Annotated in this window: 29 protein-coding genes; 14 read left to right on the forward strand and 15 right to left on the reverse strand. The window is 65.2% G+C overall.

Annotated elements, in window-relative coordinates; genetic code table 11:
- Positions 1 to 49 precede the first annotated feature (49 nt).
- The gene (locus MB818_RS05125) at positions 50 to 1,000 is read left to right on the forward strand and encodes an L-threonylcarbamoyladenylate synthase (RefSeq protein ID WP_234137193.1); all 951 of its coding nucleotides are present in this window, start codon (positions 50 to 52) and stop codon (positions 998 to 1,000) included.
- 147 nt (positions 1,001 to 1,147) lie between these two features.
- Here the strand turns inward: MB818_RS05125 and MB818_RS05130 are convergent, their stop codons facing one another.
- Positions 1,148 to 1,702, reverse strand: coding sequence for a YqgE/AlgH family protein (locus MB818_RS05130; protein WP_234184752.1), 555 nt, complete (start codon positions 1,700 to 1,702; stop codon positions 1,148 to 1,150).
- A gap of 140 nt (positions 1,703 to 1,842) precedes the next feature.
- On the opposite strand from MB818_RS05130, the gene MB818_RS05135 reads away from it, so the two are divergent.
- Both MB818_RS05135 and MB818_RS05140 read left to right on the forward strand, forming a co-directional pair.
- Complete coding sequence (locus MB818_RS05135; protein WP_238904200.1) at positions 1,843 to 2,655, forward strand: protein-disulfide reductase DsbD domain-containing protein; 813 nt, start codon at positions 1,843 to 1,845, stop codon at positions 2,653 to 2,655.
- Between the two features lie 3 nt (positions 2,656 to 2,658).
- Positions 2,659 to 3,078 (forward strand): NUDIX hydrolase, encoded by a 420-nt coding sequence (locus MB818_RS05140; RefSeq protein ID WP_238904202.1) that lies wholly within the window; start codon positions 2,659 to 2,661, stop codon positions 3,076 to 3,078.
- A 7-nt stretch (positions 3,079 to 3,085) separates the two neighbouring features.
- Here MB818_RS05140 and MB818_RS05145 read toward each other — a convergent pair whose 3' ends face one another.
- The 6 genes from MB818_RS05145 to MB818_RS05170 all read right to left on the reverse strand — a co-directional run bounded on the left by MB818_RS05145 (position 3,086) and on the right by MB818_RS05170 (position 10,596).
- Positions 3,086 to 6,487: an efflux RND transporter permease subunit gene (locus MB818_RS05145; RefSeq protein WP_238904204.1), complete on the reverse strand. Its 3,402-nt coding sequence runs from the start codon at positions 6,485 to 6,487 to the stop codon at positions 3,086 to 3,088.
- Positions 6,488 to 6,493: 6 nt separating this feature from the next.
- The gene (locus MB818_RS05150; protein WP_234142501.1) at positions 6,494 to 7,951 is read right to left on the reverse strand and encodes an efflux RND transporter periplasmic adaptor subunit; all 1,458 of its coding nucleotides are present in this window, start codon (positions 7,949 to 7,951) and stop codon (positions 6,494 to 6,496) included.
- Between the two features lie 96 nt (positions 7,952 to 8,047).
- A complete protein-coding gene (gene moaB, locus MB818_RS05155; protein ID WP_234137188.1) occupies positions 8,048 to 8,590 on the reverse strand; it encodes a molybdenum cofactor biosynthesis protein B in 543 nt (180 codons plus the stop codon).
- Positions 8,591 to 8,594: 4 nt separating this feature from the next.
- Entirely contained in the window at positions 8,595 to 9,215 is a 621-nt protein-coding gene (locus tag MB818_RS05160; RefSeq protein ID WP_234216112.1) for a LysE family translocator, read from the reverse strand.
- A complete protein-coding gene (locus MB818_RS05165; protein ID WP_238904206.1) occupies positions 9,212 to 9,811 on the reverse strand; it encodes a metallophosphoesterase family protein in 600 nt (199 codons plus the stop codon). Before MB818_RS05165 ends, MB818_RS05160 begins: the two co-directional genes overlap by 4 nt.
- A complete protein-coding gene (locus MB818_RS05170; RefSeq protein ID WP_234165580.1) occupies positions 9,811 to 10,596 on the reverse strand; it encodes a uracil-DNA glycosylase in 786 nt (261 codons plus the stop codon). Before MB818_RS05170 ends, MB818_RS05165 begins: the two co-directional genes overlap by 1 nt.
- 80 nt (positions 10,597 to 10,676) lie before the next feature.
- Here MB818_RS05170 and MB818_RS05175 point away from each other — a divergent pair, with 80 nt between their 5' ends.
- The 8 genes from MB818_RS05175 to MB818_RS05210 all read left to right on the forward strand — a co-directional run bounded on the left by MB818_RS05175 (position 10,677) and on the right by MB818_RS05210 (position 15,981).
- A complete protein-coding gene (locus MB818_RS05175) occupies positions 10,677 to 11,270 on the forward strand; it encodes a scavenger receptor class F, member 2 (RefSeq protein WP_234176289.1) in 594 nt (197 codons plus the stop codon).
- A 71-nt stretch (positions 11,271 to 11,341) separates the two neighbouring features.
- Positions 11,342 to 12,277 (forward strand): aspartate carbamoyltransferase catalytic subunit, encoded by a 936-nt coding sequence (locus MB818_RS05180; protein ID WP_234176287.1) that lies wholly within the window; start codon positions 11,342 to 11,344, stop codon positions 12,275 to 12,277.
- Positions 12,274 to 12,798: a hypothetical protein gene (locus MB818_RS05185; protein ID WP_234176285.1), complete on the forward strand. Its 525-nt coding sequence runs from the start codon at positions 12,274 to 12,276 to the stop codon at positions 12,796 to 12,798. Before MB818_RS05180 ends, MB818_RS05185 begins: the two co-directional genes overlap by 4 nt.
- Complete coding sequence (locus tag MB818_RS05190) at positions 12,783 to 13,169, forward strand: hypothetical protein (RefSeq protein WP_234137181.1); 387 nt, start codon at positions 12,783 to 12,785, stop codon at positions 13,167 to 13,169. The genes MB818_RS05185 and MB818_RS05190 overlap by 16 nt, the downstream gene beginning before the upstream one ends.
- Positions 13,166 to 14,446, forward strand: coding sequence for a dihydroorotase (pyrC, locus tag MB818_RS05195; protein WP_234137180.1), 1,281 nt, complete (start codon positions 13,166 to 13,168; stop codon positions 14,444 to 14,446). Before MB818_RS05190 ends, pyrC begins: the two co-directional genes overlap by 4 nt.
- Positions 14,446 to 15,057, forward strand: coding sequence for a glycerol-3-phosphate 1-O-acyltransferase PlsY (plsY, locus tag MB818_RS05200; protein ID WP_238904208.1), 612 nt, complete (start codon positions 14,446 to 14,448; stop codon positions 15,055 to 15,057). The genes pyrC and plsY overlap by 1 nt, the downstream gene beginning before the upstream one ends.
- The gene (locus tag MB818_RS05205; protein ID WP_234142487.1) at positions 15,054 to 15,329 is read left to right on the forward strand and encodes a hypothetical protein; all 276 of its coding nucleotides are present in this window, start codon (positions 15,054 to 15,056) and stop codon (positions 15,327 to 15,329) included. The genes plsY and MB818_RS05205 overlap by 4 nt, the downstream gene beginning before the upstream one ends.
- Before the next feature lie 178 nt (positions 15,330 to 15,507).
- The gene (locus MB818_RS05210) at positions 15,508 to 15,981 is read left to right on the forward strand and encodes a YHS domain-containing (seleno)protein (protein ID WP_234162815.1); all 474 of its coding nucleotides are present in this window, start codon (positions 15,508 to 15,510) and stop codon (positions 15,979 to 15,981) included.
- 218 nt (positions 15,982 to 16,199) lie between these two features.
- Here MB818_RS05210 and MB818_RS22040 read toward each other — a convergent pair whose 3' ends face one another.
- The 4 genes from MB818_RS22040 to MB818_RS05230 form a co-directional block, all read right to left on the reverse strand.
- On the reverse strand, positions 16,200 to 16,679 hold the full coding sequence (locus tag MB818_RS22040; protein WP_369426322.1) for a group I truncated hemoglobin: 480 nt from the start codon (positions 16,677 to 16,679) through the stop codon (positions 16,200 to 16,202).
- 85 nt (positions 16,680 to 16,764) lie between these two features.
- On the reverse strand, positions 16,765 to 18,135 hold the full coding sequence (locus tag MB818_RS05220; RefSeq protein ID WP_234137175.1) for a glutamate--cysteine ligase: 1,371 nt from the start codon (positions 18,133 to 18,135) through the stop codon (positions 16,765 to 16,767).
- 139 nt (positions 18,136 to 18,274) lie between these two features.
- On the reverse strand, positions 18,275 to 18,802 hold the full coding sequence (locus MB818_RS05225) for a hypothetical protein (protein WP_234137174.1): 528 nt from the start codon (positions 18,800 to 18,802) through the stop codon (positions 18,275 to 18,277).
- Positions 18,799 to 19,524: a 16S rRNA (uracil(1498)-N(3))-methyltransferase gene (locus MB818_RS05230; RefSeq protein ID WP_238904210.1), complete on the reverse strand. Its 726-nt coding sequence runs from the start codon at positions 19,522 to 19,524 to the stop codon at positions 18,799 to 18,801. Before MB818_RS05230 ends, MB818_RS05225 begins: the two co-directional genes overlap by 4 nt.
- Positions 19,525 to 19,536: 12 nt before the next feature.
- Here MB818_RS05230 and ubiA point away from each other — a divergent pair, with 12 nt between their 5' ends.
- The 3 genes from ubiA (at position 19,537) to MB818_RS05245 (ending at position 22,787) form a co-directional block, all read left to right on the forward strand.
- Positions 19,537 to 20,499, forward strand: coding sequence for a 4-hydroxybenzoate octaprenyltransferase (gene ubiA, locus MB818_RS05235; RefSeq protein ID WP_238904212.1), 963 nt, complete (start codon positions 19,537 to 19,539; stop codon positions 20,497 to 20,499).
- Between the two features lie 62 nt (positions 20,500 to 20,561).
- Positions 20,562 to 22,475, forward strand: coding sequence for an OmpA family protein (locus MB818_RS05240; RefSeq protein ID WP_238904214.1), 1,914 nt, complete (start codon positions 20,562 to 20,564; stop codon positions 22,473 to 22,475).
- Positions 22,476 to 22,787, forward strand: a complete 312-nt coding sequence (locus MB818_RS05245; RefSeq protein WP_011049311.1) for a hypothetical protein — start codon at positions 22,476 to 22,478, stop codon at positions 22,785 to 22,787. It abuts the gene before it with no gap.
- A gap of 18 nt (positions 22,788 to 22,805) precedes the next feature.
- On the opposite strand, the gene MB818_RS05250 is transcribed toward MB818_RS05245, so the two are convergent.
- The 4 genes from MB818_RS05250 to MB818_RS05265 are packed head-to-tail and all read right to left on the reverse strand — an operon-like array spanning position 22,806 to position 25,389.
- Entirely contained in the window at positions 22,806 to 23,249 is a 444-nt protein-coding gene (locus tag MB818_RS05250; RefSeq protein WP_234162817.1) for a molybdenum cofactor biosynthesis protein MoaE, read from the reverse strand.
- A gap of 5 nt (positions 23,250 to 23,254) precedes the next feature.
- On the reverse strand, positions 23,255 to 23,500 hold the full coding sequence (gene moaD / locus MB818_RS05255) for a molybdopterin converting factor subunit 1 (protein WP_234162818.1): 246 nt from the start codon (positions 23,498 to 23,500) through the stop codon (positions 23,255 to 23,257).
- Positions 23,500 to 24,171: a CDP-diacylglycerol--glycerol-3-phosphate 3-phosphatidyltransferase gene (pgsA, locus tag MB818_RS05260; protein ID WP_234165567.1), complete on the reverse strand. Its 672-nt coding sequence runs from the start codon at positions 24,169 to 24,171 to the stop codon at positions 23,500 to 23,502. The genes moaD and pgsA overlap by 1 nt, the downstream gene beginning before the upstream one ends.
- Positions 24,172 to 24,228: 57 nt before the next feature.
- A complete protein-coding gene (locus tag MB818_RS05265) occupies positions 24,229 to 25,389 on the reverse strand; it encodes a serine hydrolase domain-containing protein (RefSeq protein ID WP_238904216.1) in 1,161 nt (386 codons plus the stop codon).
- Positions 25,390 to 25,392: the final 3 nt, after the last annotated feature.

Below are 25,392 nucleotides of genomic sequence, written 5' to 3' on the forward strand. Positions count from 1 at the left end.
CCTATCCAGAGCCATCCGGCAAGCAACCAAAACGCCGCGTCACCCCGCCATGCCTGTCCAACACACCCTTCGCCTTGCCGCCGATCCCGACGGCATCGCCCGCGCGGCAGAGCTGCTGCGGGCGGGCCAGCTTGTCGCCTTTCCGACCGAGACTGTCTATGGGCTGGGTGGCGATGCCACCAACGGGAAGGCAGTGGCGGGGATCTATGCCGCCAAGGGCCGGCCCAGCTTCAACCCGCTGATCGCCCATGTCGCCAGCGCCAAGGCGGCCCGGCGCCATGTGCAGTGGTCCGAAACCGCCGAGCGGCTCGCCACCGCCTTCTGGCCCGGCCCGCTGACGCTGGTTCTGCCACTGCGCTCCGATCATGGGATTTCAGAGCTGGTTACCGCCGGGCTCGACACGCTGGCGGTGCGGGTGCCCGCCCACCCGACCGCCCGCACGCTGCTTGCCACCCTCGACCGGCCGGTCGCCGCTCCCTCGGCCAACCCTTCGGGCCGGATCAGCCCGACCACGGCGGATCACGTGCTGGCGGGCCTCGATGGCCGGATTGCGGCGGTGCTCGACGCAGGCCCCTGCGGCGTGGGTGTGGAATCGACCATCATCGGCCTTTCCGGCACGCCCACCCTGCTGCGTCCCGGTGGCCTGCCCGCCGAAGAGATCGAGGCGCTGCTTGGCCAGTCTTTGGAGCGGCACCAACAGGGCGACAACATCAGCGCCCCGGGTCAGCTGCTGTCGCATTACGCGCCTCAGAGCACAGTCCGCCTCAATGCCACAGCCCCCTCTGAGGACGAGGTCTTTCTCGGCTTCGGCCCGGTGGACTGCGACGAAAACCTTTCACCCACCGGCGACCTGACCGAAGCCGCCGCCAATCTCTTTGCCGCGCTGCACCGCCTCGACGCAACGGGCCACCCCATCGCCATTGCCCCGATCCCCGAGCGCGGCCTGGGCCTTGCCATCAACGACCGCCTGCGCCGCGCCGCCGCCCCGCGCATGTCCTAAACCCGCTTCATTTCGCCCCAAATACTCCCGCCGGAGGCATCAGCCCCCTCACGACCCAAACAGCAAGACGGCACGTCACGCCGCCACAAACACCGAGGAGGAGGAACGACGACGAGATATCGAGCGCGCCGCAGGCGCTCGATTGGGTCAGGCGTGGCCAGCGCTGGCCGACAGCAAAAGCGCGTCAATCCCGAGCGATTTCAGCGCAGCTTCCCATTTTCCCTCATCACGACTGCCGAACACGATGTCGGGGTCCGCCTCGGCGGTCAGCCAGCCATTGTCGGCGATTTCCGCCTCGAGTTGGCCCGGACCCCAGCCGGAATAGCCCAGCATCAGCACCGCGCGGGCAGGGCCGTTGTCGCGCGCGATGTCTTCGAGAATATCCAGCGTCGCGGTCATGGTGAACGCGTCCGACACTTTCAGCGACTGCAACTTGCCCGCGTAATCCGGTGAGTGCAGCACAAAGCCGCGTGCCATCTCTACCGGTCCGCCCAGCCGTACCGGCGCCCGGGCGGCAGAGGCCGAGGTCGCAGGAATCTCAAGCTGCTCCAGCAGCGTGGCAACATTCAGATCGGCGGGCTTGTTCACGATCAGCCCCATGGCACCGTCCTCGCCATGGCTGCACAGGAAGATCACCGAGCGTTCGAAGCGCGGATCGCCCATCCCCGGCATCGCGATCAGCAGTTTTCCGGTCAGGTCCATCATCGGCTAGGGCTCTCCTTTGCCCTACAATGGGCAACCGCAGGCCAGGGTGCAAGGGACAGCGGGCAGGACGCGCGGAAATCCCGCGGTTGACTGCATCGTGACTTGGCAAACCGCATTTGAAAGCGCATCTATTGGTCATGTCGACCCGTTTTTCTGCCTTGGCGCTTGTCGCGCTGCTGAGTCTGCCGCTCGCCAATCCCGCGCCTGCCGCAGGGCTGGACGATCTGGTGCAGATCGAAATCCTCGACGGCGGGCTGACCCCACGCGGCACCTATCTGGGCGCGATCCGCATGACCCTGTCCGAGGGCTGGAAAACCTATTGGCGCGCTCCGGGCGAAGCGGGTATCCCTCCCAGTTTCGACTGGCGCGGCTCGCGCAATCTGGGCGAGGTGAGCATCACCTGGCCCGCGCCCGAAGTGTTCGAGCAAAGCGGCCTGCGGTCGATCGGTTATACCGACCAGATGGTGCTGCCGATCGAGATCACCCCAAAGGATGCCAACCGCCCGGTACGGCTGCGCGGCGAGATGGAATTTGGCGTCTGCAAGGATATCTGCGTGCCCGGCAATCTGGACTTCGATCATACGCTTGACGCTGGCGCACCGCGCAACCCGGCCATCGTGGCGGCGCTGGCCCGGCGGCCCTATTCGGCGGCCGAGGCGGGCGTGACCTCGGCCACTTGCCGGATCAGCCCCAGCCAGGACGGTATGCGGATCGAAGCGCGGATCGCGATGCCTTCAACCGGCGGCTCGGAACTTGCCGTGTTCGAACCGGGCGACCCGACTCTCTGGGCGGGCGAGGCGCAGACCCGGCGCCAGGGCAATACCCTGATCGCCAGTTCGGAAATCCTCAATGCCGGCGGCACCGCCTTCGCCGTCGATCGCTCGCGCATCCGGATTACGGTACTGGGGGCCAAGCGGGCGGTGGATATCCACGGCTGCCTGCCGGGCTGATCGGTGACACCCGAGCCAAAGATCGGCGCGTTGGCCGTGGTGATCCACGAGGGCCAGGTGTTGCTGGCGCAGCGCGGCAAGGATCCCGGGCGCGGGCTTTGGGGCTTTCCCGGCGGCCACGTGGAATGGGGCGAGACCGTGCGCGAGGCCGCCTTGCGCGAACTGCGCGAGGAAACCGCGATCGAGGCCCGCGCCCAGCGCTATCTGACCCATTTCGATCTGATCCACCACGACGACAACGGGCAGGCCGTGGTGCATTACCTGCTGGTCGGTGTGCTCTGCCGCTATCAGGGGGGCACGTTGCAGGCGGGCGACGATGCAATGGATGCACGCTGGTTCCCGATTGACCGCTTGCGCGATGGTACGGTGCCGGTGATCGACCGGGTGACCGAACTGATGGAAATCGCGCTGCGCGCCAGCTAAGCCCCGCTCAGGCCGGTTTGCGTCCTGCGTTGCGCATCAGGATCAGTGCCGAGACCGCCATTGCCAGCAAGCAGACAACAAGCGCCCCTGCAATGAACAACACCAGCGCGGTAGGCATCGGCGCCAAACTCTGCACCTGCGGTACCAGCCCCAGCATCCAGACAGGCAGCGCGCCCGTTACCGCAACCCAGGCCACCGTGACACCCAGCCAAGCCAAGGTCAGCACACCGCTTACCGCCACCGCCCCACGCGCCAGAGGCGCCCCGCCGCGCAGCGCTCGGCGCAACGCCGACAACGGGCGCGCCACATCATTCTGCACCGCCAGCAGCGCGGGAACCACCAGCAGCACCAACAGCACGCCAAATCCCAGCCCGTAGACCAGCGTGATCACCGTGGGCTTGAGGAATTGCGCCTGTTGCGAGCTTTCATAGAGCAGCGGCGCCAGACCCAGTACCGTGGTCAGCGAGGTCAGCAAAACGGGCCGCAAGCGGTCGGCCGTCCCGTCGATGATCGAGGGCAAAAGCCCCCTGCTCTCGGCATATTCGTCGATGGTGGTCACCAGCACGATGGAATCGTTGATGATGATGCCGGTCATACCCAAGAGGCCCACAACCGTGAACATGCTCAGCGGCACCTCCCAGATATAGTGACCCCAGATCGTCCCGACGAGGCCGAAGGGGATGATCGCCATCACCACCAGCGGCCGGGTCCAGCTGGCAAAGATCCATGCCAGCACCAGGTAGATGCCGGTCAGGCACAGGGTCAGCCCGGTCGCCGCCTCGGACAGGAACGTGTCCTCCTGCTCGCTCAGCCCCGCCATGCGCCATTCGACCTGCCGTTCACTGGCGATGCGCGGCAGGATCTGCGTTTCCAGCGCGGTCGAGATCTCGGTGGCCCGGGCCGGGTCGTCCTCGGAGATATCCCCGGTGACCGAGATCCGGCGGATGCCGTTTTCGCGCCGAACGGTCGAAAACCCGGTGCGCTGGCTGACCGAAACGATATCGGCCAGCGGCACATAGACCCCGGCAGGCGCCCGCATCAGCGTGCGCTCCAGAAAATCGGCGGTCAGCTCGCCCTCGGGCAGTTCCACCCGGATTTCGGCACTGCGGGGACCGTCGGGATAGGTGGCCGCCTCGATCCCGTTCAGCCGCGCCCTGAGCGCCCGGCCCAGCGCGTCGACGGTAAAGCCCATCGCCTGCCCCTGCGCGGTCAGGTCCAGCACCACCTCTTCCTTGTCATAGGCCAGATCATCCTCGACCGCCGACACCTCGGGATAACGCAACAGCGCCGCCTGAAGGTCGTTCGACGCCGCCTTGAGCACCTGTGCCGAGGCGCCATAGAACTGAACGTCCAGCGCATCGCCACCCGGCCCCGAGCGCCAGCCACGGAAGCTGAGCGTTTCGACCTTGGGGTGGCGGGTGACGAAATCCTGCAACTCGCCGACAAAGGCAAAGCTGGAATAAGGACGCAGATCGGCGTCGATCAACTCGATCGAGATACCGCCCAGCAGGTCGGCATCCTTGGTTTCTGCCCCCGCCAGACCGCGCCCGGCATTGCCGCCTATCTCGGCCAGAACATAGTCGATCGGGTTGCGGCCGTGGCGCTCTTCGTAGATGCGGCCCAGTTCCTCGGTGGCGCGCTGCAATTCGCGCATCATCTCGAGCGTGTCGGCGCGGGTGGCGCCTTCGGCCATGATAAAATTACCCGTGACCGAGCCGCGCTCGGGCGCATTGAAGAACCGCCATTGCACATCACCGGTGATGAACAGTGCCGCCTGGCTGGCCAGCACGGTGACGGCCGCGGCCAGCACCACATAGCGGGCCTGCACCACCCAGCCGACAAAGGGCCGGAACAGGTGATCGCGCAGCCAGCGAAAGCCGCGGTTCACCACCCGGTTGGGCCAGTCATACCAATGTTCCTTGGCCGAATGGGCGATGGCATGGGACATGTGGTTGGGCAGGATCAGGAAACACTCGACCAGCGAGGCCGCCAGCACCGCGATCACGGTAAAGGGGATGTCGCGGATCAGCTCGCCGAACCGGCCACCGATGGCGGTCAGGCCGAAAAAGGCGATGATCGTGGTCAGCGTCGCGGCAAAGACCGGCATCGCCATGCGGCGCGCGGCGGTCTCGGCGGCGACCACGGGGTGTTCGCCCAGACGCCGGGCGCGAAAATCGGCGTGCTCGCCCACCACGATGGCGTCGTCCACCACGATGCCCAGCGTGATGATCAGGCCAAAGAGCGACACCATGTTGATGGTCAGCCCACCCACATACATCAGCGCGATCGCCGCGAACATCGAGGCCGGGATCCCCGCCGCAACCCAGAAGGCGGTGCGCGCGTTCAGGAACAGGAACAGCAGCATCACCACCAGCGCCAGCCCCATCAGCCCGTTGTCGACCAGAATGTTGAGACGGTCGCTGATCGCCTCGGCCCGGGTGCGGATCAGCTGCATGGTGACGCCTTGGGGCAGGCTGGCCTGCATCCGCTCGACCACCTCGGCGACCTGCTTCTGTACCCGGATCGCGTCGCCCCGGTCGGAGCGGTCGACCCGGATCGACATGGCCGGCTGGTCGCCGACCCAATAGGAGCGGTCGCGGGTGACGCCTTCGACCCGGATCTGGGCCACATCCGCGATCCGCAGCTTGGAGCCATCGGGGTTCGAGCGCAGGACAATGCCCGCGATATCCTCGGGACTGCGCTTTTCCACCCCGGTTCGGATGCGCGCATTGGCCCCCGACACATCGCCCGCCGGGTCGCCGGTGACCTCGGCGGCGATGGCCGTTGCGATCTCGTTCATCGAGATATCGTTGGCGATAAGCTTGGCCGAGGACACCTCGACCACCGTGCGCGGCGCGGCGATGCCTCGAATGGTGGTGCGGGTGACGCCGATCTCGAACAGGCGCACGATCAGCTCGTCGGTGAAAAGCGCCAGCTGCTGCGGACCCACCGGCCCCGTGATCACCACATCGGTCACCCGGTCGCGCCAGGCGCCCCGGCGCACCGCCGGGTCCTCGGCATCCTCGGGCAGGGTGGTGACCGCGTCGACGGCGGCCTGCACATCGTCGGCGGCCTGCGACATGTCCCAGCCGGGCTCGAATTCCAGCTCGATATCGGCGCGCCCTTCGCGGGAACTGGCGGTGGTGCTTTCCACCCCGTCGACCGCCAGCAACGCCGGTTCCAGCACCTGCACGATGGCGCTGTCCACATCCTCGGGGCCGGCGCCTTCCCATTCCACGTTGACCGAGACACTTTGCACGATCACATCGGGAAAGAACTGCGCCCGCATGTTGGGGACCGCCGCCGCGCCCAGCACCAGCAACACCATCAAGAGCAGGTTCGCCGCCGTCCGGTGCCGGGTGAAATAGCTGAGCAAGCCGCCCGCCGCGCTGGGGATGCCGCGCACCATCGCGGATCAGCCCCCGGCCCGGTCTTCCAGCCGGGCCACCAGCCCGGCGGGAACGCGGGTTTCGGCGAGCTGGCCCAGCACCTTGGCCTTCACTTCAGAGGGCATCCGCTCGTTGGCTTCGACCAGCGCCACCAGCCGGGCACGATGTTCGTCGCTCAGTTCCAGCATCGACAGATCGGGGCTGCCCGCCTGCGCCTCGTCCCTCAGGGGACGGACCCGGATGCCGGGGCCAAGCAGCGGCGTGCGGCCCAGCACCACCTCGCGCCCGGCCAGCCCCTCACCCCGGATCAGCACCATATCACCCTGCCGCCGGATCAAGGTGACCGGCACTTGTTCCAGCCGGTCCTCACTGTCCAGAACCAGCACCGTGCCCGCCGCGTCCAGCGCCGAGGCCGGCAGGCGGACCACGTCGGCCAGCGGCGGTTCCTCGACACGGACGGTGACGAAATCGCCGGGCTTGAACCCCGGCGCCGCATCGAGACGGGCATAGATCACCCGGCCCGACTGTCCCTCGCCCGCTGCCGCGCTGTCGCGGCTGACAGTGCCGGTGGCGGTCAGATCGGCCCCCGCCACATCCAACTCGATCTCGACTGCAGCACCAATCAAACGACCGGCCGCATCCAGCAGCCGCGTATGCTGGGCCGTCGAGACGCGGAACACCACTTCGAGCGCGTCGGGGTCGATCAGTTCGGCCAACTTCTCGTTCACCGCCACCAGCCGCCCCTCGACGAGAGTCACGCCGCTGAGCGTGCCGTCGAACCGGGCTGTCACCTCGGTTTCGGTCAGGTCGCGTTCGGCCTGTTCCAGCGCCAGCCGGGCGCGGGCCAGACGGGTCGCTGCCTGATCCACGCGCGCCTCGGCCTGGGCCACCGCGATGCGCCGCGCCAATACGGCTTGCCGCGCCTGGGCATCGGCCAGCTCTGCGGTCTCGGCGGCGGCGGCGCTGCCGACGCCGCGTTCCACCAGGTCCCGTTGCCGCTTCATCGCCTGGGCCCGCAAGGCCGACTGATCCTCGGCGGCCTGCAACTCGTCACCGGCCAGGATCAGCGCCCTTGCGGCATCGCGTTCCTCGGCCTCGGCATCCATCAGGTCGGATCGCGCGCGGTCCAGCTCGGTCTGCGGCTTGGCCGGGTCGATGCGCACCAGCACCTCGCCCATAGCGACCGTGCCGCCCTCGACGAAATTGTCCGACAGGCCGATCACCCGCCCGCCCATCGCGGCGCGCAGTTCCAGCGTGCGCCGGCTTTGGACCTGACCGAAGGCTTCGAGAACCGGGGTGACGGTGCCATATTCGGCACGCTGCACATTGACCGCAAAGACCCGTTCGCGCGCGGCCGGCGGCTTGCGGTCACCGGCCATTCTGGTTTGCACCGCCTCCATCACCAGCTGTCCGGCCCAGATCAGCAGGGCAAGCGCCACCGAGGCCAGAAAGACACCCAAAAGGCTCTGCCGCAAAAATCGCATCGGTTTTCGCACCCCGCTCGCTCAGGATCGCACTGTAACAGAACTAGCAGCGCATGGAAAAACGCCAAGCCCCAAGTGCTTGAACGGGTCGCAAAGCTATTTCCGTCGCAGATGTTCGTCCAGTCTGGGCATGATTTCCACGAAATTGCAGGGCCGGTGCCTATAATCCAGCTGTTTTTCCAGAATTCCGTCCCAGGCATCCTTGCAGGCACCGGGGCTGCCGGGCAATGCGAACAGATAAGTGCCGCCCGCCACACCACCCGTGGCGCGTGACTGTACCGCCGAGGTACCGATCTTTTCCATCGAGATCAGGGTAAAGACGGTGGCAAAGGCCTCGATCTCTTTTTCATAGACGTCGCGATGGGCCTCGACGGTCACGTCGCGCCCGGTCAGGCCGGTGCCGCCGGTCGAGATGATCACGTCGATCTCGGGGTCTGCAACCCAGGCGCGCAGCTGGTCGGCAATCTGGGCGCGTTCGTCCCGGATGATGCGCCGGTCGGCCAGCACATGACCTGCCCGCGCGATCCGGTCGACCAGGGTCTGGCCCGAGCGGTCTTCCTCCAGCGAGCGGGTATCCGACACGGTCAGCACCGCGATACGGACCGGGATGAAATCGAGGCTTTCGTCGATGCGGGACAAGGGATCAGGTCCTTTCTAGCAAGGCAAGCCGCAGCGCCAGCGCGGCGAAAATGCCGGCGGTAAAGCGGCTGAGCAGACGGCCCAATCGCGGATCGCCGGTCAACCGTCTGCCCAATCCGCCAGCGAACTGACCCACCATGCCGTTGACGATGAATCCGCCGATCGCGATTACAAGGCCAAAGGTCAGGAATTGCATCAGGATCGGTCCGGCAGCCGGGTCGATGAATTGCGGGATGAAGGCAAGCACGAACAGGATCACCTTGGGGTTGGTGAGGTTTACCAGCATCCCGTCACGAAAGGCGCGGCGCGCCGGGCGTATCGGCACCTCGGATGCGCTGAACTCTTGCCGCAACGCGCCCCAGGCCAGCCAGAGCAGATAGGCAACCCCGACCCAGCGGATCACGTCGAACAGCCAGGGCATCGCCTGTACCGCAGCCCCCAGACCCAGTCCCGCGATCGAAACATGCACCATGCCACCCGCCGAAATCCCGGCGCTGGCGGCCCAGCCCGCGCGTGGACCCGCGCGCAGCCCCTGCCCGAGACAAAACATCATGTCGGCCCCCGGTGTCAGGTTCAGCGCGAGCGCGGCGGGAACGAATGTAAGCAAGGTGACCGGATCGATCATGCCGGTATCTCGAACCAGTTCACGGTGGGGCCAAGGTTGACGACCCGGCTGCGCCCGATCATGCCCTCAGCCCCCCAGCTGTCATGGATATGACCGCACAGCGCCAGCCGGGGCTGGACCCGTTCGATGGCGTCGCGGATCTCGGTCGACCCGACCGAAAGCCCGGTTCCGGTCACATCGCCGATCCCCTTGGGCGGCGAATGGGTGATCAGGATATCGGCACCTGTGCAGCGGTCGAGCAATTCGGCCGCCGCGCCCTCGGTCAGGTCGCAGGACCAGTCGCCAAAGGGGGTGGGCGGCACACCGTATCCCACACCGAACAGGCGCAACCCGTCGATGCGCGCGCCAGAGCCGTGCAGCACATGGGCACCATCGGGGGCGGCAGCGCGCAGCTCGTCGGCGCTTTCGGCATTGCCGGGCACCAGCACCAGCGGCACCATGATCCCGGCCAGCATGGCCATCGCCTGATCCAGGCCCTGCCGCCCGTTGCAATAATCGCCCGCCCCGATGACCAGATCGGCCTCAAGACTGGCGGCAACCAGATCGGCGGCCCGGGCGCGCGCCATGTGCAGATCGGAAAAGGCCAGAATGCGCATCACGCCTCCCTCAGCTTCGCCTGAAGCTCCAGCAGATCGACCCAGGCCTGCCGCTTCATCTGCGGCTGACGCAGCAGATAGGCCGGATGAAACATCGGCAGCACCGGCAGGCCCATGGCTTGGGTCCATTGCCCGCGCAACCGGGTAATCCCGCGTCGGCCCAGCACCGTTTCGCAGCTGATATTGCCCATCAACACCAGCACCTCGGGCTTGGCCAATGCCACATGCCGTTCCAGAAACGGCTTCATCATGCCGATTTCCACCGGCAACGGGTCGCGGTTCTGCGGGGGCCGCCATGGCAGGACGTTGGTGATATAGACGCTCTCCGACCGGCTGAGACCGATCGCCGCCAGCATCCGGTCCAGCAACTGCCCGGCCCGGCCGACAAAGGGACGGCCCTCGCGATCCTCGTCACGGCCCGGAGCCTCGCCAATGATCATCACCCGCGCACCGGGCGCCCCATCGGCAAAGACCAGATTGCGGGCCCCGCGCTTCAGGTCGCAATGCTCGAACTCGGCCAGCGCAGCACGCAAGGCATCGAGCGAAGCTGCCGCATGCGCGGCGTGCGCAGCTTCTTGGGCCGGATCGACCTCGGGCGCCTTGGGAGGCGGCGCGGACATTGCCGGGCGACGCGGATCGGGCGTCGCATGCACCGACTGGCGCGGTTCGGTGTCGGTCAGCGCATAGCGATCCAGCGGCGCATCCATGATCGTCTCGGACACACCCAGTTCGACCTGCCATTGCAGCAGGGCCAGCGCGGTATGAGGGTCAAGTGCCGATTCCATGCCCCCAATCTAACCGTCCCTGCGGCAAGGGAAAGCGGATTGGGCTGGACAGCGCGCGCGACGGGGTCGAGCATGGGGTCATGTCCCGCGTCCACCTCTTGCTGTTGCCCGTTCTGCTCTGGTTCTGCGTCACGCTGCCTGCTGGCGCCGCAACCGCAGATTGCCCGCCCGGAACCTTGCGGTGTGGTGCGACAAGCTGTTGTTCAGGGGCGCAGACCTGTTCCTGGGACGGCTATTGCATCCCCCTGGGCGCGACTTATTGCGGCGGCGGGCGCTCGTGCGGCCCGTTCGAGCAATGTGTGGCGGGTGGTACCCGCTGCGCCCCCAAGGGAGACGGCAGCTGCCAATCGGGCCTGACCTGCGGCCCCGGCATGACCTGCACCGTCAGTGGCAGATGTGTTCCTATCACAACGCGCGAGCTGGAAACTCCGATAAACACACCCTGCAAGGACGGGCGGGTCTGCCCGGCAGGCACTCAATGCCTGCCCGGTGGCGGGTGCAGTCGCGTCGGCTGGTTCCTTTGCGAAGAGACCGGATCGCAATGCAGGCCCGGCTTCAAATGCTCGGCCGAACGGGGCTGTGTCCCGCAGCTGGCGGTCGATTGCGGACAAGGCAAATGGTGCAAACCGGGCGAGATCTGCCTGCCCGAGGGCGGCTGCGCGCCCGCCGACTGAGGCGAAGGGCCGTATTGCCCCCAGACCGCACCCTTTCTATAAGCGGCGCAATCGCCTGACCGGAGCCGCCCATGTCATTTGCCCACCGACACCTGCTTGGCATCGAACAGCTGTCTCCCGCCGATATCACCGCCATTCTGGACCTGGCCGAGACCTATGTGGCCCTGAACCGGCAATCGGCCAAGCATTCCGACGTGCTGTCGGGGCTGACCCAGATCAACATGTTCTTTGAAAACTCCACCCGCACGCAGGCCAGTTTCGAACTGGCGGGCAAGCGGCTGGGAGCGGATGTGATGAACATGTCGATGCAGGCAAGCTCGATCAAGAAGGGCGAAACCCTGATCGACACCGCGATGACATTGAACGCGATGCATCCTGACCTGCTTGTCGTGCGGCATCCGCATTCGGGCGCCGTGGACCTGCTGGCGCAGAAGGTCAATTGCGCGGTGCTGAACGCGGGCGACGGGCGGCACGAACACCCGACCCAGGCGCTCTTGGATGCGCTGACGATCCGCCGGGCCAAGGGGCGGCTGCACCGGCTGAACATCGCCATCTGCGGCGACATCGCGCACAGCCGCGTTGCCCGCTCGAACCTGATCCTGCTGGGCAAGATGGAAAACCGGATCCGCCTGATCGGCCCGCCAACGCTGGTTCCCGGCCAGTTCGCCGAGTTCGGCGCCGAGGTCTATGACGACATGCGCGAGGGCCTGAAAGACGTCGATGTGGTAATGATGCTGCGCCTTCAGCGCGAGCGGATGGATGGCGGCTTCATCCCGTCCGAGCGCGAATACTACCACCGCTACGGGCTGGATCGCGACAAACTCGGCCTCGCCAAGGCGGACGCCATCGTGATGCATCCCGGCCCAATGAACCGGGGGGTCGAGATCGACGGAACACTGGCCGACGACATCAACCGCTCGGTGATCCAGGAACAGGTGGAAATGGGCGTCGCCGTGCGTATGGCGGCGATGGAGCTGCTGGCCCGCAACCAGCGCGAGGCCGCATGACCCGGCTGGACGTTTCCGCAACCGAACACGGCGTGATCCGGCTCTATTCCCTCGACATGCGGCCCGAAGAGGCGCGGTTCCTGCAAGAGCCGGGTGCGGTGGCGCAGCTATTGGGGGCCGAGACGCTCGACATGGATCATGTCGAAGTCTTTCCGATCTCTGACCTCGAAGAGTTGGGCCTGGACGGATACCTGACCGAGGGGCTGGGCGTGCCCGAGGATCAGTTCGACCGAGCGGACTTGCGGGCGCGCACTGGCTGGGTGCTGATGCTGCGCAGCCGGGCCTTTGGCGGGCGGGCGCTGGACCTGCCGCTGCCGGCGGTGCTCAAACCCATCGGGACGTATCGCGAGGCCGGAACCGACTGGACCGGCACCCCGATAGAGACCGCCAGCGCCCTGCCCCATTCCGCGCCCCGCCTTTCTCCGCGCGCGGCACGGCGCAAGGCACGCAATATCGGCTTCGCCCTGTTTGCCATCATCATGTCACTGATCATCGTGGGGCTGGCATGGCTGATCCTGTGATCCGCTTTGTTGCAGACCGGCAGGCCTATCTGCGCAACCACACATGGATGGCGGCAATCGCCATGGGTGGCGCCATGGCCGTGCTCTGGGCATTGGGCAACCCCTATATCTGGACCGGCGCTCCAGCGGGTCTGGCCGCGATTGCCCTGCGCGGCTGGTACCTCGCTTCCGAGGAACTGGCGGTGGTCTGGGAAATCTCCGGGGGCACGCTCAGCGGGCCCGGCCCCCGCGTGCCGCTCAACCAGATCGAAATGGTGCGCACCATGGGCAGCTATGTGCAGGTGATCACCAAGGGCGGTGACAAGCACCTGATCAAGTATCAGGCGGATCCGGCCGCTACCAAGGCCGCCATCGAAAGGGCGATGACATGAGCAACATCCTTTTCACCAATGCCCGGCTGATCGACCCCGAGGCAGGCACCGACGAACGCGGTGCGTTGCTGGTCGAGGGCGGGCGGATCGTGGCGCAGGGCCACGAGATCGGCGTGCCCGAGCATGTCGAGGTGGTCGATTGCGGCGGCAAGTGCCTGGCCCCCGGCATCGTCGATATCGGGGTCAAGGTGGGCGAGCCGGGCGAGCGCCACAAGGAGAGCTTTAAATCCGCAGGACTTGCAGCGGCGGCGGGCGGTGTCACCACCATCATCACCCGGCCCGACACTCACCCGGCCATCGACACGCCCGAGGCGCTGGAGTTTGTCACCCGCCGGGCGCAGGCCGATACGCCGGTCAACGTGCTGCCGATGGCGGCACTGACCAAGGGGCGGCAAGGCCGCGAGATGACCGAGATCGGCTTCCTGCTGGATGCGGGCGCGGTGGCGTTCACCGATTGCGACCATGTGGTCGCCAATACCAAGGTGTTTTCCCGCGCGCTGACCTATGCCAGGTCCTGCGGCGCTCTGGTGATCGCGCATCCGCAGGAACCGGGGCTGAGCGAGGGGGCGGCAGCCACCAGCGGCAAGTTCGCGGCACTCTATGGCCTGCCCGCCGTGTCGCCCATGGCGGAACGGATGGGTCTGGACCGGGATATCGCGCTGTTGGAGATGACCGGGGCAAAATACCACGCCGACCAGATCACCACCGCGCGCGCCCTGCCCGCGCTGGAACGGGCCAAGAAGAACGGGCTGGACATCACCGCTGGAACCTCGATCCATCACCTGACGCTGAACGAACTGGATGTGTCGGGCTATCGCACCTTCTTCAAGGTCAAGCCGCCCTTGCGCAGCGAGGACGACCGGCAGGCGGTGATCGAGGCGGTGCGCACGGGCCTGATCGACACGATCAGTTCCATGCACACACCACAGGACGAGGAAAGCAAGCGACTGCCCTTTGAGGAGGCCGCCAGTGGCGCGGTGGCGCTGGAAACCCTGCTTCCAGCGGCACTCAGGCTTTACCACGCGGGCCAACTGGACCTGCCGACCCTGTTCCGGGCCATGGCGCTGAACCCGGCGCGGCGGCTGGGGCTGGCGTCGGGACGGATGAGCGCGGGGGCGCCCGCCGATCTGGTGCTGTTCGACCCGGATGTACCCTTTGTACTGGACCGGTTCACGCTGAAATCGAAATCGCAGAACACTCCGTTTGACGGCCAGCGGATGCAAGGTAGGGTGCTGGCAACCTATGTCGCGGGCCTGCCCGTCTATCGGAGAGACTGATGCCCCCAATCGATACCGCCACCAATGCGCTGATCCTCTGGGCCTTGATCGGCTACGGTCTGGGTTCGATCCCCTTTGGACTTCTGCTGTCACGCATCATGGGTCTGGGCAACCTTCGCCAGATCGGTTCGGGCAATATCGGTGCCACCAACGTGCTGCGCACCGGCAGCAAGAAGGCGGCGGCACTGACCCTGCTATTGGACGGCGGTAAAGGGGCGGTGGCGGTGTTGCTGGCGCGGGTGTTCGCTGGCGAGGATGCCGCACAACTGGCGGCGCTGGCAGCGTTCCTGGGCCATTGCTATCCGGTCTGGCTGGGCTTCAAGGGTGGCAAGGGAGTCGCCACCTTTCTGGGTCTGTGGCTGGCGTTGGCCTGGCCTGTCGGCATCGCCTGCTGTCTGACCTGGCTGGTGGTAGCCTTTGTCACCCGTATTTCGTCACTCAGTGCCCTGGCAGCGGCGGCCAGCTCGACGCTGTGGCTGGTCTTTCTTGGCCATGGCACGACGCTGTTCCTGGGCATCGCGTTGACCCTGCTCGTCTATTGGCGTCACAGCGCCAATATCGCCCGCCTCAAGGCCGGCACCGAGCCGCGCATCGGACAGAAATCCAGTTGAGCCCCATCCCGACGGCACTGACCTGCCTGCGGAACTGGCCGCTGGGAACGCATTACGGTCAGTCTGGTGGCAAGCACTATCTAGTCAGCAAGACCGTCTTTGCCGCTGGTCGCTCGATCAAGCTGGTCGCGCATGAGCGCGGCGGCAACGATTACATCAGCCTTTGTTTCTACGACCTGACCGCGGGGCCGCGGCTGGCGCCCTGCGAGATGCCGCTGGACAAGGTCATCACCTTCCTTAGCCAGTTGCGCCGCGAGGGAAACCGGGGCTAGGTCCTGCTGTCCCCGGCGTGCTCACCGACACAACACGCCCACTCAAAAAGAGTTGCTTTGAACGTGATCGGGGGACCTCCCAGATCGGGGTCACCACGGCGCATTACGCCGTGCGGGATCAAAGGGCCCTTACAGCGCATAGACCGCCAAGGGGCCATCAACGCGAAAGGCACATAGAATGAACACTCTCAAATCTTTCATCGGCGGCGTCGCCCTGTCGCTGACGCTGGCCGGGTCGGCCCTGGCAGCCGGTGTCGAACTGAACGCAAGCTCGACCGGACTGGCGCTGCAAGGCTATGACCCGGTGGCCTATTTCACCGTGGGCGAAGCCACTGAAGGCGACTGGAAGATCACCTCGGTCTATCATGACGCCACCTATCGCTTTGCCAACAACGAGAACAAGGCGGCGTTCGAGGCAAACCCGGAAGCCTATCTGCCGGCTTATGGCGGCTATTGCGCCTTCGGCGCAGCGATGGGCTTCAAGTTCGATGGAGACCCGGACAACTGGAAGATCGTTGACGGCCAACTGTACCTGAACCTGTCCGACGAGATCCAGGCCAAGTGGGAAGAAGACATCTCCGGCTTTATCGTGAAAGCCGACACCAACTGGACCGACATCGCCGCGAAGAGCCCGGCTGAACTGCAGAACTGAGTCCGGTTTCCGGAACAAGGATCGGCGGCAGTGCATACTGCCGCCGGTCGCGTTTTGTAGTGTGCGGGTAGGGCAGTCTGTAGCAGAACCGTCCACAAGGCCACGGCATGTAGAATAGAGGGGCCTATCGCGCAATGTTCGAATATCAGCAGCGCGTAAGCATCATTCACCAGGCAATTCATAGACAGATGCCCAGGGTTGCCGCGGTGTCGAGACAGTCAGATTCCGACGACCTGATCTTTGAGGCTGTACAAATTAAACAAGACTTCTTCTTGTTCCCGCTGACCAACATTGTTCGCTTGCAGAGCGTTCATCGCATCGTCGAGAACTGCGACAAACTCGTCTCCACTGATATTCATGTGCTTGTGGGCCGCAATCATGTCCTTGCCCGTATAAATCTCGGGCACGCCAGAGCCAGCTATGAAGAAATCTCCGGCCATTTTCTTGAGGTTCTTCATATCGCTTCCCGCAAATCGTGGCGCCACGACAGGGTTTTTGGCGTGATTATCGACAAGTACACCGACGATGCGTCGGATACCGTCCGCTCCTCCCAGACGGTCAAATAACGTTGCAGCAATGATGCGCCTCCTCGTTTCCGGACGATTTCGAAACAGTGGTCTATCGTCGACGCTAGTATGGAGGCCTATTTGGACCAAAACGCCCAGAATTTTGGTCGTACTGACGCGGCCAGCTCGCAACTGACAGCCTAGCCGGATATGGCGCGCGAACTGCGCTCGTCAAGCAAGGACTCTGCCCGAAAAGGCAACTGGCCGCCGGGGGCAGTCAATAGCTGTATTGTGCGTAGATCTGGCTCAGGTCGCCGTTCCAGTCGCTGTTGTAATGGTCGAGCAGTTCGTCGGCGGGGACCTTGCCTGTTTCGACGCTGTCCCTCAGCGCGCTCAGGAAGTGGGTCTCGTCCGGGACCATGCCGCCGGCGCCAGGGCGGGCGCGGGCCTTCAGCCCGGCCTCTGAGATCGCCAGCACCTCGCGCGCGAGATCGTGCATGCCGATGTCACCAGCCTGTGCCTGAAGACCCTGACGGCTGGCCTCTACTCGCAATGTCTCACGGGTCTCGGCATCCCACCCCTTGACAAGGTCCCAGGCGGCATCGAGCGCGGACTGGTCGTACATAAGCCCGACCCAGAAGGCGGGCAGCGCACAAAGCCTGCGCCAAGGGCCACCGTCAGCGCCGCGCATCTCGATGAATTTCTTGATCCGCGCCTCGGGGAAGAGCGTGGTCAGGTGATCGGCCCAGTCGGACAGCGTCGGCGTCTCGCCCGGCAGCGCGGGCAATTGGCCCTTGAGGAAATCGCGGAAGGATTGGCCCAGCGCGTTGATATACGCGCCGTCGCGGTAGACGAAATACATCGGTACATCGAGCGCGTATTGCACCCACCGTTCGAACCCGAACCCCTCTTCGAACACGAAGGGCACCATTCCGGTGCGGTCGTTGTCGAGATGCCGCCAGACGCGGGCGCGCCAGCTCTTGTGGCCGTTGGGCTTGCCTTCGAGGAAGGGGGAATTGGCAAACAGCGCGGTGGCCACCGGTTGCAGCGCGATGGCGACACGCAGTTTCTGCACCATGTCCGTCTCGGAGGAGAAATCGAGGTTCACCTGCACCGTGCAGGTGCGGCGCATCATGGTGGTGCCCGAAGTGCCCACCTGTTGCATGTAGTTGTCCATCAGCTTGTAGCGGCCCTTGGGCATCAGCGGCATCTGGTCATGGGTCCAGATCGGCGCGGCGCCAAGGCCGATGAAGCCGACGCCGATCTTGTCGGCGATATCCTTGACATCGCGCAGGTGGTCGTTCACCTCGTCGCAGGTCTGGTGGATGGTTTCCACCGGTGCGCCGCTGAGTTCCAGCTGCCCACCCGGTTCAAGGCTGACATTGGCGCCGTCCTTGGTCAGGCCGATGAGCTTGCCGCCCTCTTCCAGCGGGGCCCAGCCGTGCAGGTCGCGCAGACCCTGGAGCACGGCGAGAATCGAGCGCTCGCCCTCGTAAGGGAGCGGTTTCAGCGTGTCCTTGCAGTAGCCGAATTTCTCGTGCTCGGTGCCGATACGCCAGTCGGACTTGGGCTTGCAGCCCGAGGCAAGGTATTCGGCCAGCTGTTCATGGCGTTCGATCGGTCCGCCGCCGGACTGGGGAATGGACATGCTCGGGCTCCGTCTTGGCTTTACTCGATCTGCCGACAAGTGGCACATTTGACGCAAGTGTCAATGGAACGGGGGGCAGAAACTCACGCGGTTGTGTTGGCCAGCCCATCACCGGAAACGATGCAACACCCTGGCCGGATCAGTGCAAAGGCAGCGCCGCGGGACGTGAAGGCGTACGTTCCCAGATCACCACCGCATGGCGGGCTTCGGTATTCAATGCGCTCAGCATGCGCTCGGTCCTGAGACCGGGCAACGCCGAAAAACTGTCGAACAGGGCCTCGGCCCCCTCGGCATTGACCGGGATGGCAAGCACGTCGCGCCCCTTTTGTTCCAGCAACCAATGCGGCGGGGTGGCCGTCGGGTCAAAGGTCAGCCGCTCGATCTCGGACGAAGCGACCGAACCGCCGCCGAGCGGCCCCATATAGGTGATCTCGCCCTCGTCCAGCAGCACGATTCCGGGCCCGCCACCACCGGTGCGGAACCGTGCGCGCTGGACCCCGACGACCGCCAGTATCACGCCGGCCGCCGCGACCGGCCACCCGGTCCAGCCCAACAGACCACCCGGTCCCGCGATCCAGCTGAACCCAAGAAGGACCAGCGCAAGCCCTGCGAGCACCTCACGCCAGCGCCACAGCGCGGCGCGCGCTTCGGGTCGGACGAAGCTCATGCCCAATCCCCTAGCGCTTGTTGCCACAGGGTCATGGCTGCCACCGCCGCCGTATCGGCGCGCAGGATACGGGGGCCAAGGCTGACCACATGGGCCTCGGTCATTGTGTGCAGACGCTTGCGCTCGGCTTCGGAGAAGCCGCCTTCGGGGCCGATCAGGATGGCCCAGGGTTTGCCCCGCGTCTCGGAGGTGAGGCGCAGGGCGGACCCGGCCTCGGCCTCGTCGCAGAACATCAGTTGCCGGTCGGCGGGCCAATGATCCAGCAGGCGGGAGAGTTTTTGGAGATCCGTCACCTCGGGCACGAAGGTGCCGCCGCATTGTTCGGCGGCCTCGATGGCGTGGGCCTGGAGCCGGTCTTGGCGGATGCGTTCGGAATTGGTGAAATCGGTCTGCACCGGCACGATCCGGGCCGCCCCCATCTCGGCCGCTTTCTCGACGATGAAATCGGTGCGCGCCTTCTTGATCGGAGCGAACAGCAGCCAGAGATCGGGGGGCAATTGAAGCGGTCTGGTCTGCGTCTCGCAGACCAGCGTACCGCCGCGTTTGCCAGCCTCGGTCACCTGGGCCAGCCATTCGCCGTCACGCCCGTTGAACAGTGCCACGGCGGCGCCCACGTCTAGCCGCATCACCCCGAAGAGGTAATGCGCCTGGTCGCGCGACACTGGAACCGGTTGCCCCTGGCCCAGCGCCTGCTCTACATACAGTCTGATCTTTGCACTCATGAAAGACTACATATGCAAGGCCAAGCCCCAACGCCAGACGGTCAGGTCGCAGATGCGGTGACCGGCAACTGGGTCGATATCCATGCACCGGCCTGGTCGCGCCCCTATTTGCGGCTGAGTCGGGCCGATCGGCCCATCGGCACCTGGTTGTTGTTGATCCCCTGCTGGTGGGGATTGTCGCTGGCCATGCTTGACGGGCAGGATGCGCGCTGGGGCGATCTGTGGATTGCTGTCGGTTGCAGCATGGGCGCGTTCCTGATGCGGGGCGCGGGCTGTACCTGGAACGATATCACCGATCGCGATTTCGACGGTCGGGTCGAACGGACCCGCTCGCGCCCGATCCCCTCGGGGCAGGTGAGCGTCCGGATGGCGGTGGTCTGGATGGTGGCGCAGGCGCTGTTGGCGTTGATGATCCTGCTGACGTTCAACCGGGCGGCCATTGCCATGGGCGTGCTGTCGCTGTTGCCGGTGGCGATCTATCCCTATGCGAAACGCTTCACCTGGTGGCCGCAGGTGTTTCTGGGGCTGGCGTTCAACTGGGGCGCGCTACTGGCCTGGACAGCGCATTCCGGCTCGCTGGGATGGGGGGCGGTGTTCCTTTATGTGGCGGGCATCGCCTGGACGCTGTTCTATGACACGATCTATGCGCATCAGGATACCGAGGATGACGCGCTGATCGGGGTCAAGTCCACTGCCCGGCTGTTTGGCGACCAGACGCCGCGATGGATGGCCTATTTCCTGGTCGCAACCGTCAGCCTGATGGGGATCGCGGTGATCGAGGCCGCGCTGCCAGATGCCTCGATCCTGGCGCTGGTCCTGGCGCTGGCGGGACCCTGGGCGATGGGCTGGCACATGGCCTGGCAACTGCGTGGACTGGACCTGAACGACAATGGCAAACTGTTGCAGCTGTTCCGGGTCAATCGCGACACCGGCCTGATTCCGCTCATCTTCTTTCTGGTTGCACTGCTCGCATGATTGCACCCCCGACCCTTGAGAGTTAAGAACTCTGCCAAAGACCGGAGAGACACGACCTGCTCATGCGACTTCCCCTGACCCTTGTGGTCGCGCTGACCTTTGTTCTGGCTGCGGCGCTGTGCGGTGTCGCCGCCAGTTTTGCGGTGTCCGCTGTCGAGGAAAGCTCGGAAATCGCCGTGCGCCGCGCCTTGGACCTCAAGGGGCACAACTGGGCCGAGGTCGAGGCCGATGGGTTGCAGGTCAAGCTGACCGGCATGGCGCCCGACGAGGCGACGCGGTTCAACGCGCTGTCGGTGGTCGGAGGCGAGGTTGACGCATCGCGCGTGATCGACCTGATGCAGGTGCGACCGTCAGCGGGCATGGCGGCTCCGAAATTCTCCATCGAAATCCTGCGCAATGATTCCGGTGTCTCGATCATCGGGCTGGTTCCCGCCTCGATGAACCGGAAGGCGCTTCTGACCTCGCTGAAACGGCTGGCCGACGGGCAGCAAGTGGCCGATCTGCTGGAAACCGCCAGCTATCCCGTCCCCGAAGGCTGGCAGGATGCTCTCGATTACGCGGTGGTCGCGCTGGGTATGCTGCCGCGTTCGAAAATCTCGGTCAGCGCCGGACGGGTGACCGTGCGCGCCATATCGGACAGCGGCGCCGACAAGAAACGGCTGGAACAGGCGCTGAACCGTGCCGCGCCGCCTTCGCTGCGGATCGGCCTTGATATCGCGGCACCGCGTCCGGTGCTGACGCCGTTTACCCTGCGGTTCCTGATCGACGAGGAGGGTGCCCGCTTCGATGCCTGCGCCGCCGACACCGAGGCCGCCCGCGACCGTATCCTGACCGCCGCCCGCAATGCCGGGATGCAGGGCAATGCTTCGTGCACCATCGGGATGGGCGTACCGTCGCCCCGCTGGGCCAAGGCGGCCGAGTTGAGCCTTGCCGCACTGGCCGAACTGGGCCGGGGCACGGTGACCATCGCGGATGCCGACATCACGCTGGTCGTTGCGCAGGGCACCGACCCAGCCCTGTTCGACCGCGTGGTCGGAGAGTTGGAAACCGGGCTGCCAGATGTGTTTGCCTTGCATGCGGTCTTGCCCGAGCCAGAAACCAAGCAAACAGTTGGCCCGCCCGAGTTTACCGCCACACTAAGCCCAGAGGGGCTGGTGCAACTGCGCGGTCGCCTTGGCAGCGACTATGCCCGCGAGATGGTGGACAGCTATGCTAAGGCGGCGTTCGGCGCAGCTGCGGTCTATACCGCCGCCCGGATCGTTCCCGATCTGCCGGCCGACTGGCCCGTCAGGGTGTTGGCCGGCCTCGAGGCGCTGGCGACGCTCAGCAAGGGCGCTCTTGTGGTAACTCCTGATCTGGTTGTCCTGCGCGGTACCAGCCATTTGGAAGAGGCCAGCGCCGAGATCGCCCGCCTGCTGGCCGACAAGCTGGGTGAGAACCAGAGCTTCGATCTGGAAATCGCCTATGAGGCGCCGCCAGAACCCGCAGAAACCAGCCTGGACGCCGACCGGTGCGAGGCTCTGCTGGCCGAGGTGCAGGCGAATGACAAGATCGCCTTTGAACCCGGCTCTGCCACCATTACGGCCAGTGCCTCGGGCACGATGGACCGGATCGCGGAGCTGTTGCAGAGCTGCGGACCGATCCGGCTGGAAATCCAGGGTCATACCGACAGTCAGGGCCGCGAAGAGATGAACCAGCAGCTTAGCCAGGCGCGCGCACAGTCGGTTCTGAACGAGCTACGCGCGCGCCGGGTGCTGACCGCCAGCTATGCCGCCGTCGGTTATGGCGAAAGCCAACCGATCGCCGATAACGGGACCGAGGATGGTCGCGAAGCCAACCGCCGCATCGAATTCCGCCTGATCCGACCGGAACAGGCAGACGAACACACCACGGCGCTGGAACAGGTCGAGGCAGAGCAATCCGGCGATGCGGATACCGAACAGAGCACCACCGGGGCCACCGGGGAGGATCAGTAAGTGAACAGAACCGAATTCATCATCACCACCGCCATCATCCTGTTCGTGGCCTTTTCCATGGGATGGTTCGCGAACTGGCTGGTGCACCGGTTTACCCGCGTGCGGCAAAGTGATGTGGCCGATCTGGACCGGATGAGCCAGGAATTGCACGAGGCCGAAGAGGCCCGCGATCAGGCGATCACCTATCTGCAACAGCGCGAGGCCGAGCTGACCAATCAGCTAACCCAGACCGAGGCAGAACTGGGCGCTGCCATGGACGGGTTGCGCGCCGCCCGGCAAGAGGCCGAAGAGCTACGCCATCATCACGGCTGAGCGACCGTCGCGGGGCGCCTACCAGCGGGTCAGGGCGTCTTCGTCTTCGTCCTTGGCAGCGACCCAGCCTGCGCCAGTCCCGGTGATTTCCTTTTTCCAGAACGGAGCGCGGGATTTCAGATAGTCCATCAGGTATTCGGCGGCCTCGAACGCATCCTTGCGATGGGGTGCGGCGGTGGCGACCATCATGATCCGGTCGCCGGGCGCCAACCGCCCGTAGCGGTGGATTACCAGCACATCGCCCAGCGACCAGCGTTCCTGCGCCTCGGTCGCGATCCTGGTCAGCGCCTTTTCGGTCATGCCCGGATAATGCTCGATCTCCATCACATCCAGATCGCCCTGCGCCAGATCGCGCACCACGCCGGTAAAGGTCACGATGGCGCCCATGCCTGTATCGGCGGCGGCAAAGGCGTTGGCCTCGGCGCCAAGGTCAAAGGGTTCCTTCTGGACCACCACCCGCATCGGGCTCAGCCCCCGGTCATCGGCGGAAAGAAGGCCACTTCGCGCACGCCGCTGAGCGATGCGTCGAAATCGGCCAGATCCTGATCCAGCGCCACCCGCAGGGCGGTCAGGTCGGCAAAGGCCGCCTCGTAACGCGGCTCGCGCGCGCGCAACTCCTCGACCAGTTGCGCCACGGTCTGCGCCCCGGTTTCGACCCGCTCGCGCGGCACACCGATCCGCTCGCGGACCCAGGCGAAATAGAGAACATCCATCAGCGCGTCTCCCTCAGGTGCGGCATGGCTTTACGTAGGTAGTCAAAGCCCGTGATCAATGTCAGCGCCGCCGCGATCCACAACAGCCACAGGCCCACGCGTCCGGACCAGATCATGCCATCCAGCTTCCAACGCAGGCCGTGCAGGTCCGCGACCTCGCCCGCCATGATCTGATCGACGATCCCCTGATCCATGCCGAACGAGGACATCACCAGATAGTGTTCGAAAATGCCCTGACTGAACAGGACCGCGATGGCGATCATCTGGGCGGTGGTCTTCCACTTGGCCAGCTTGGTGACCTTGAGCGTGCCGGCCACATCGCCGAGATATTCGCGCAGGCCCGAGACAAAGACCTCGCGGAACAGGATCACCGTGGCAGGCAGCACCAGCCATGGCGTCCAGTGTTCGGTGGAATAGCCCACAAGGATCATCAGCGCGATCACCACCATCGCCTTGTCGGCGATCGGGTCCATCATCGCACCCATCTTGGTTTCCTGTTTCCAGGCCCTTGCCAGATAGCCGTCGAACCAGTCGGTGATCGCCGCAGAGACAAACAGGATTAGCGCGAACCAGTCTGCATAGGGCCGTGTGAAATAGAGAAACATGACGGCCAGGCCGGGCGCGGCAAGCAGGCGCAGCAGGGTCAGGATATTGGGCAGGTTCCACTTCATGCGCCGGGTTTATCCTGCCCCGAGCGAATGGGAAAGAGGACAGAAGTACCACATCTCTCAGACAACCGCGCGCAACTGTTCAATCAGGCGATAGCGCAGGCCAAAGGCGCGGTCGCTGGTTGGGTCCGACTCGGATGCCATCCACGCCACAACGAGGTCGCGGGCTGGATCGGCAAAGAGGTATTGACCGTGGATGCCCATGCCATGGATCAGCGGTTTGGCTCCGGGGTGGACATACCATTTGCTGCGATAGACCATGTCATATTCCGGGAAACGGTCGGCGAAATCACCGGTCGCCCAGGCCTCGGGATCACCCTGCGTTGCGATATCGTCCAGCCAGTCGGCGGGGATAACCTGACGCCCATCCGCGCGCGCGCCGCCCTGGCAGATCAACTGCCCCACCCGCGCCAGATCGCGGGCGGTGACGCACATGCCACCCGCCGCGCGCGGTCCACCAATGCGGTCGACAGTGATATAGGCCGCCTGCTGGGCGCCCATGGGCCGCCAGAGATGCTCGGACATCAGGTCGGCATAACGCCGCCCCGCCGCCCGTTCGATCACCCAGGCCAGCAGGTCGGTCACCGGCGAGACATAGTGAAACCGTCCGCCATGCGGGCCGTCACGCTCGGTCAGCATCTGCTGGAACCCGCGCAGATCGGGTACCGTGTCACCCGGCTCGACCACGTTCCAGTTGGCCGCCTTGCGATAGGCGATGATCGGGCCGGTGGTGGCGGTGTAATCCTCGGAGAATGCGACGCCCACCCGCATATCCAGCGCCTGGCGCACCGTCGCGCCGGCATAGGCGGTTGCTGCCAGTTCGGGAACATAATCGGTGATCGCCGCGTTCAGGTCCAACAGCCCCTTGTCCGCCAGAATCCCGGCCAGAAGGCCCAGCATGGATTTCGAGACCGACATCAGGATATGCGGATCATCGGCCCCCATGCCGTTGCGATAGACCTCGTGGACCACGCGGCCCCGATGCAGCACAACCAGCGCATCGGTGCAGGTAGGGGCGAGGATATCGTTCAGCATATCCTCGGAAAGCAGCGGCGCGCCCTGCTCCAGCGCCCACACGTCGCCCGGCGCGTTGGCGATCAGCGCCGAGGGCACGATCTCGCGCACATGATGGAACGCCCAGGCCGAATAGGGCCGGGTGCGCCAGTTCGCCAATGTGGCGCGGTCACCCTCGGCTGGCGGAAACCCCTGCATCAATGTCATCGA

This window comes from Ruegeria alba, assembly GCF_022321465.1.
GTDB classification, from domain to species: domain Bacteria; phylum Pseudomonadota; class Alphaproteobacteria; order Rhodobacterales; family Rhodobacteraceae; genus Ruegeria_B; species Ruegeria_B alba.

What these genes read in the sequence shown, in the direction of transcription:
- MB818_RS05125 (WP_234137193.1), top strand. Translation starts at nt 50, where the DNA reads ATGCCTGTCCAACACACCCTTCGCCTTGCCGCCGATCCCGACGGCATC.
- MB818_RS05130 (WP_234184752.1), bottom strand. Translation starts at nt 1,702, where the DNA reads ATGGACCTGACCGGAAAACTGCTGATCGCGATGCCGGGGATGGGCGAT.
- MB818_RS05135 (WP_238904200.1), top strand. Translation starts at nt 1,843, where the DNA reads ATGTCGACCCGTTTTTCTGCCTTGGCGCTTGTCGCGCTGCTGAGTCTG.
- MB818_RS05145 (WP_238904204.1), bottom strand. Translation starts at nt 6,487, where the DNA reads ATGGTGCGCGGCATCCCCAGCGCGGCGGGCGGCTTGCTCAGCTATTTC.
- MB818_RS05150 (WP_234142501.1), bottom strand. Translation starts at nt 7,951, where the DNA reads ATGCGATTTTTGCGGCAGAGCCTTTTGGGTGTCTTTCTGGCCTCGGTG.
- MB818_RS05160 (WP_234216112.1), bottom strand. Translation starts at nt 9,215, where the DNA reads ATGATCGATCCGGTCACCTTGCTTACATTCGTTCCCGCCGCGCTCGCG.
- MB818_RS05165 (WP_238904206.1), bottom strand. Translation starts at nt 9,811, where the DNA reads ATGCGCATTCTGGCCTTTTCCGATCTGCACATGGCGCGCGCCCGGGCC.
- MB818_RS05170 (WP_234165580.1), bottom strand. Translation starts at nt 10,596, where the DNA reads ATGGAATCGGCACTTGACCCTCATACCGCGCTGGCCCTGCTGCAATGG.
- MB818_RS05175 (WP_234176289.1), top strand. Translation starts at nt 10,677, where the DNA reads ATGTCCCGCGTCCACCTCTTGCTGTTGCCCGTTCTGCTCTGGTTCTGC.
- MB818_RS05180 (WP_234176287.1), top strand. Translation starts at nt 11,342, where the DNA reads ATGTCATTTGCCCACCGACACCTGCTTGGCATCGAACAGCTGTCTCCC.
- MB818_RS05185 (WP_234176285.1), top strand. Translation starts at nt 12,274, where the DNA reads ATGACCCGGCTGGACGTTTCCGCAACCGAACACGGCGTGATCCGGCTC.
- MB818_RS05190 (WP_234137181.1), top strand. Translation starts at nt 12,783, where the DNA reads ATGGCTGATCCTGTGATCCGCTTTGTTGCAGACCGGCAGGCCTATCTG.
- pyrC (WP_234137180.1), top strand. Translation starts at nt 13,166, where the DNA reads ATGAGCAACATCCTTTTCACCAATGCCCGGCTGATCGACCCCGAGGCA.
- plsY (WP_238904208.1), top strand. Translation starts at nt 14,446, where the DNA reads ATGCCCCCAATCGATACCGCCACCAATGCGCTGATCCTCTGGGCCTTG.
- MB818_RS05210 (WP_234162815.1), top strand. Translation starts at nt 15,508, where the DNA reads ATGAACACTCTCAAATCTTTCATCGGCGGCGTCGCCCTGTCGCTGACG.
- MB818_RS05220 (WP_234137175.1), bottom strand. Translation starts at nt 18,135, where the DNA reads ATGTCCATTCCCCAGTCCGGCGGCGGACCGATCGAACGCCATGAACAG.
- MB818_RS05225 (WP_234137174.1), bottom strand. Translation starts at nt 18,802, where the DNA reads ATGAGCTTCGTCCGACCCGAAGCGCGCGCCGCGCTGTGGCGCTGGCGT.
- MB818_RS05230 (WP_238904210.1), bottom strand. Translation starts at nt 19,524, where the DNA reads ATGAGTGCAAAGATCAGACTGTATGTAGAGCAGGCGCTGGGCCAGGGG.
- ubiA (WP_238904212.1), top strand. Translation starts at nt 19,537, where the DNA reads ATGCAAGGCCAAGCCCCAACGCCAGACGGTCAGGTCGCAGATGCGGTG.
- MB818_RS05240 (WP_238904214.1), top strand. Translation starts at nt 20,562, where the DNA reads ATGCGACTTCCCCTGACCCTTGTGGTCGCGCTGACCTTTGTTCTGGCT.
- MB818_RS05250 (WP_234162817.1), bottom strand. Translation starts at nt 23,249, where the DNA reads ATGCGGGTGGTGGTCCAGAAGGAACCCTTTGACCTTGGCGCCGAGGCC.
- moaD (WP_234162818.1), bottom strand. Translation starts at nt 23,500, where the DNA reads ATGGATGTTCTCTATTTCGCCTGGGTCCGCGAGCGGATCGGTGTGCCG.
- pgsA (WP_234165567.1), bottom strand. Translation starts at nt 24,171, where the DNA reads ATGAAGTGGAACCTGCCCAATATCCTGACCCTGCTGCGCCTGCTTGCC.
- MB818_RS05265 (WP_238904216.1), bottom strand. Translation starts at nt 25,389, where the DNA reads ATGACATTGATGCAGGGGTTTCCGCCAGCCGAGGGTGACCGCGCCACA.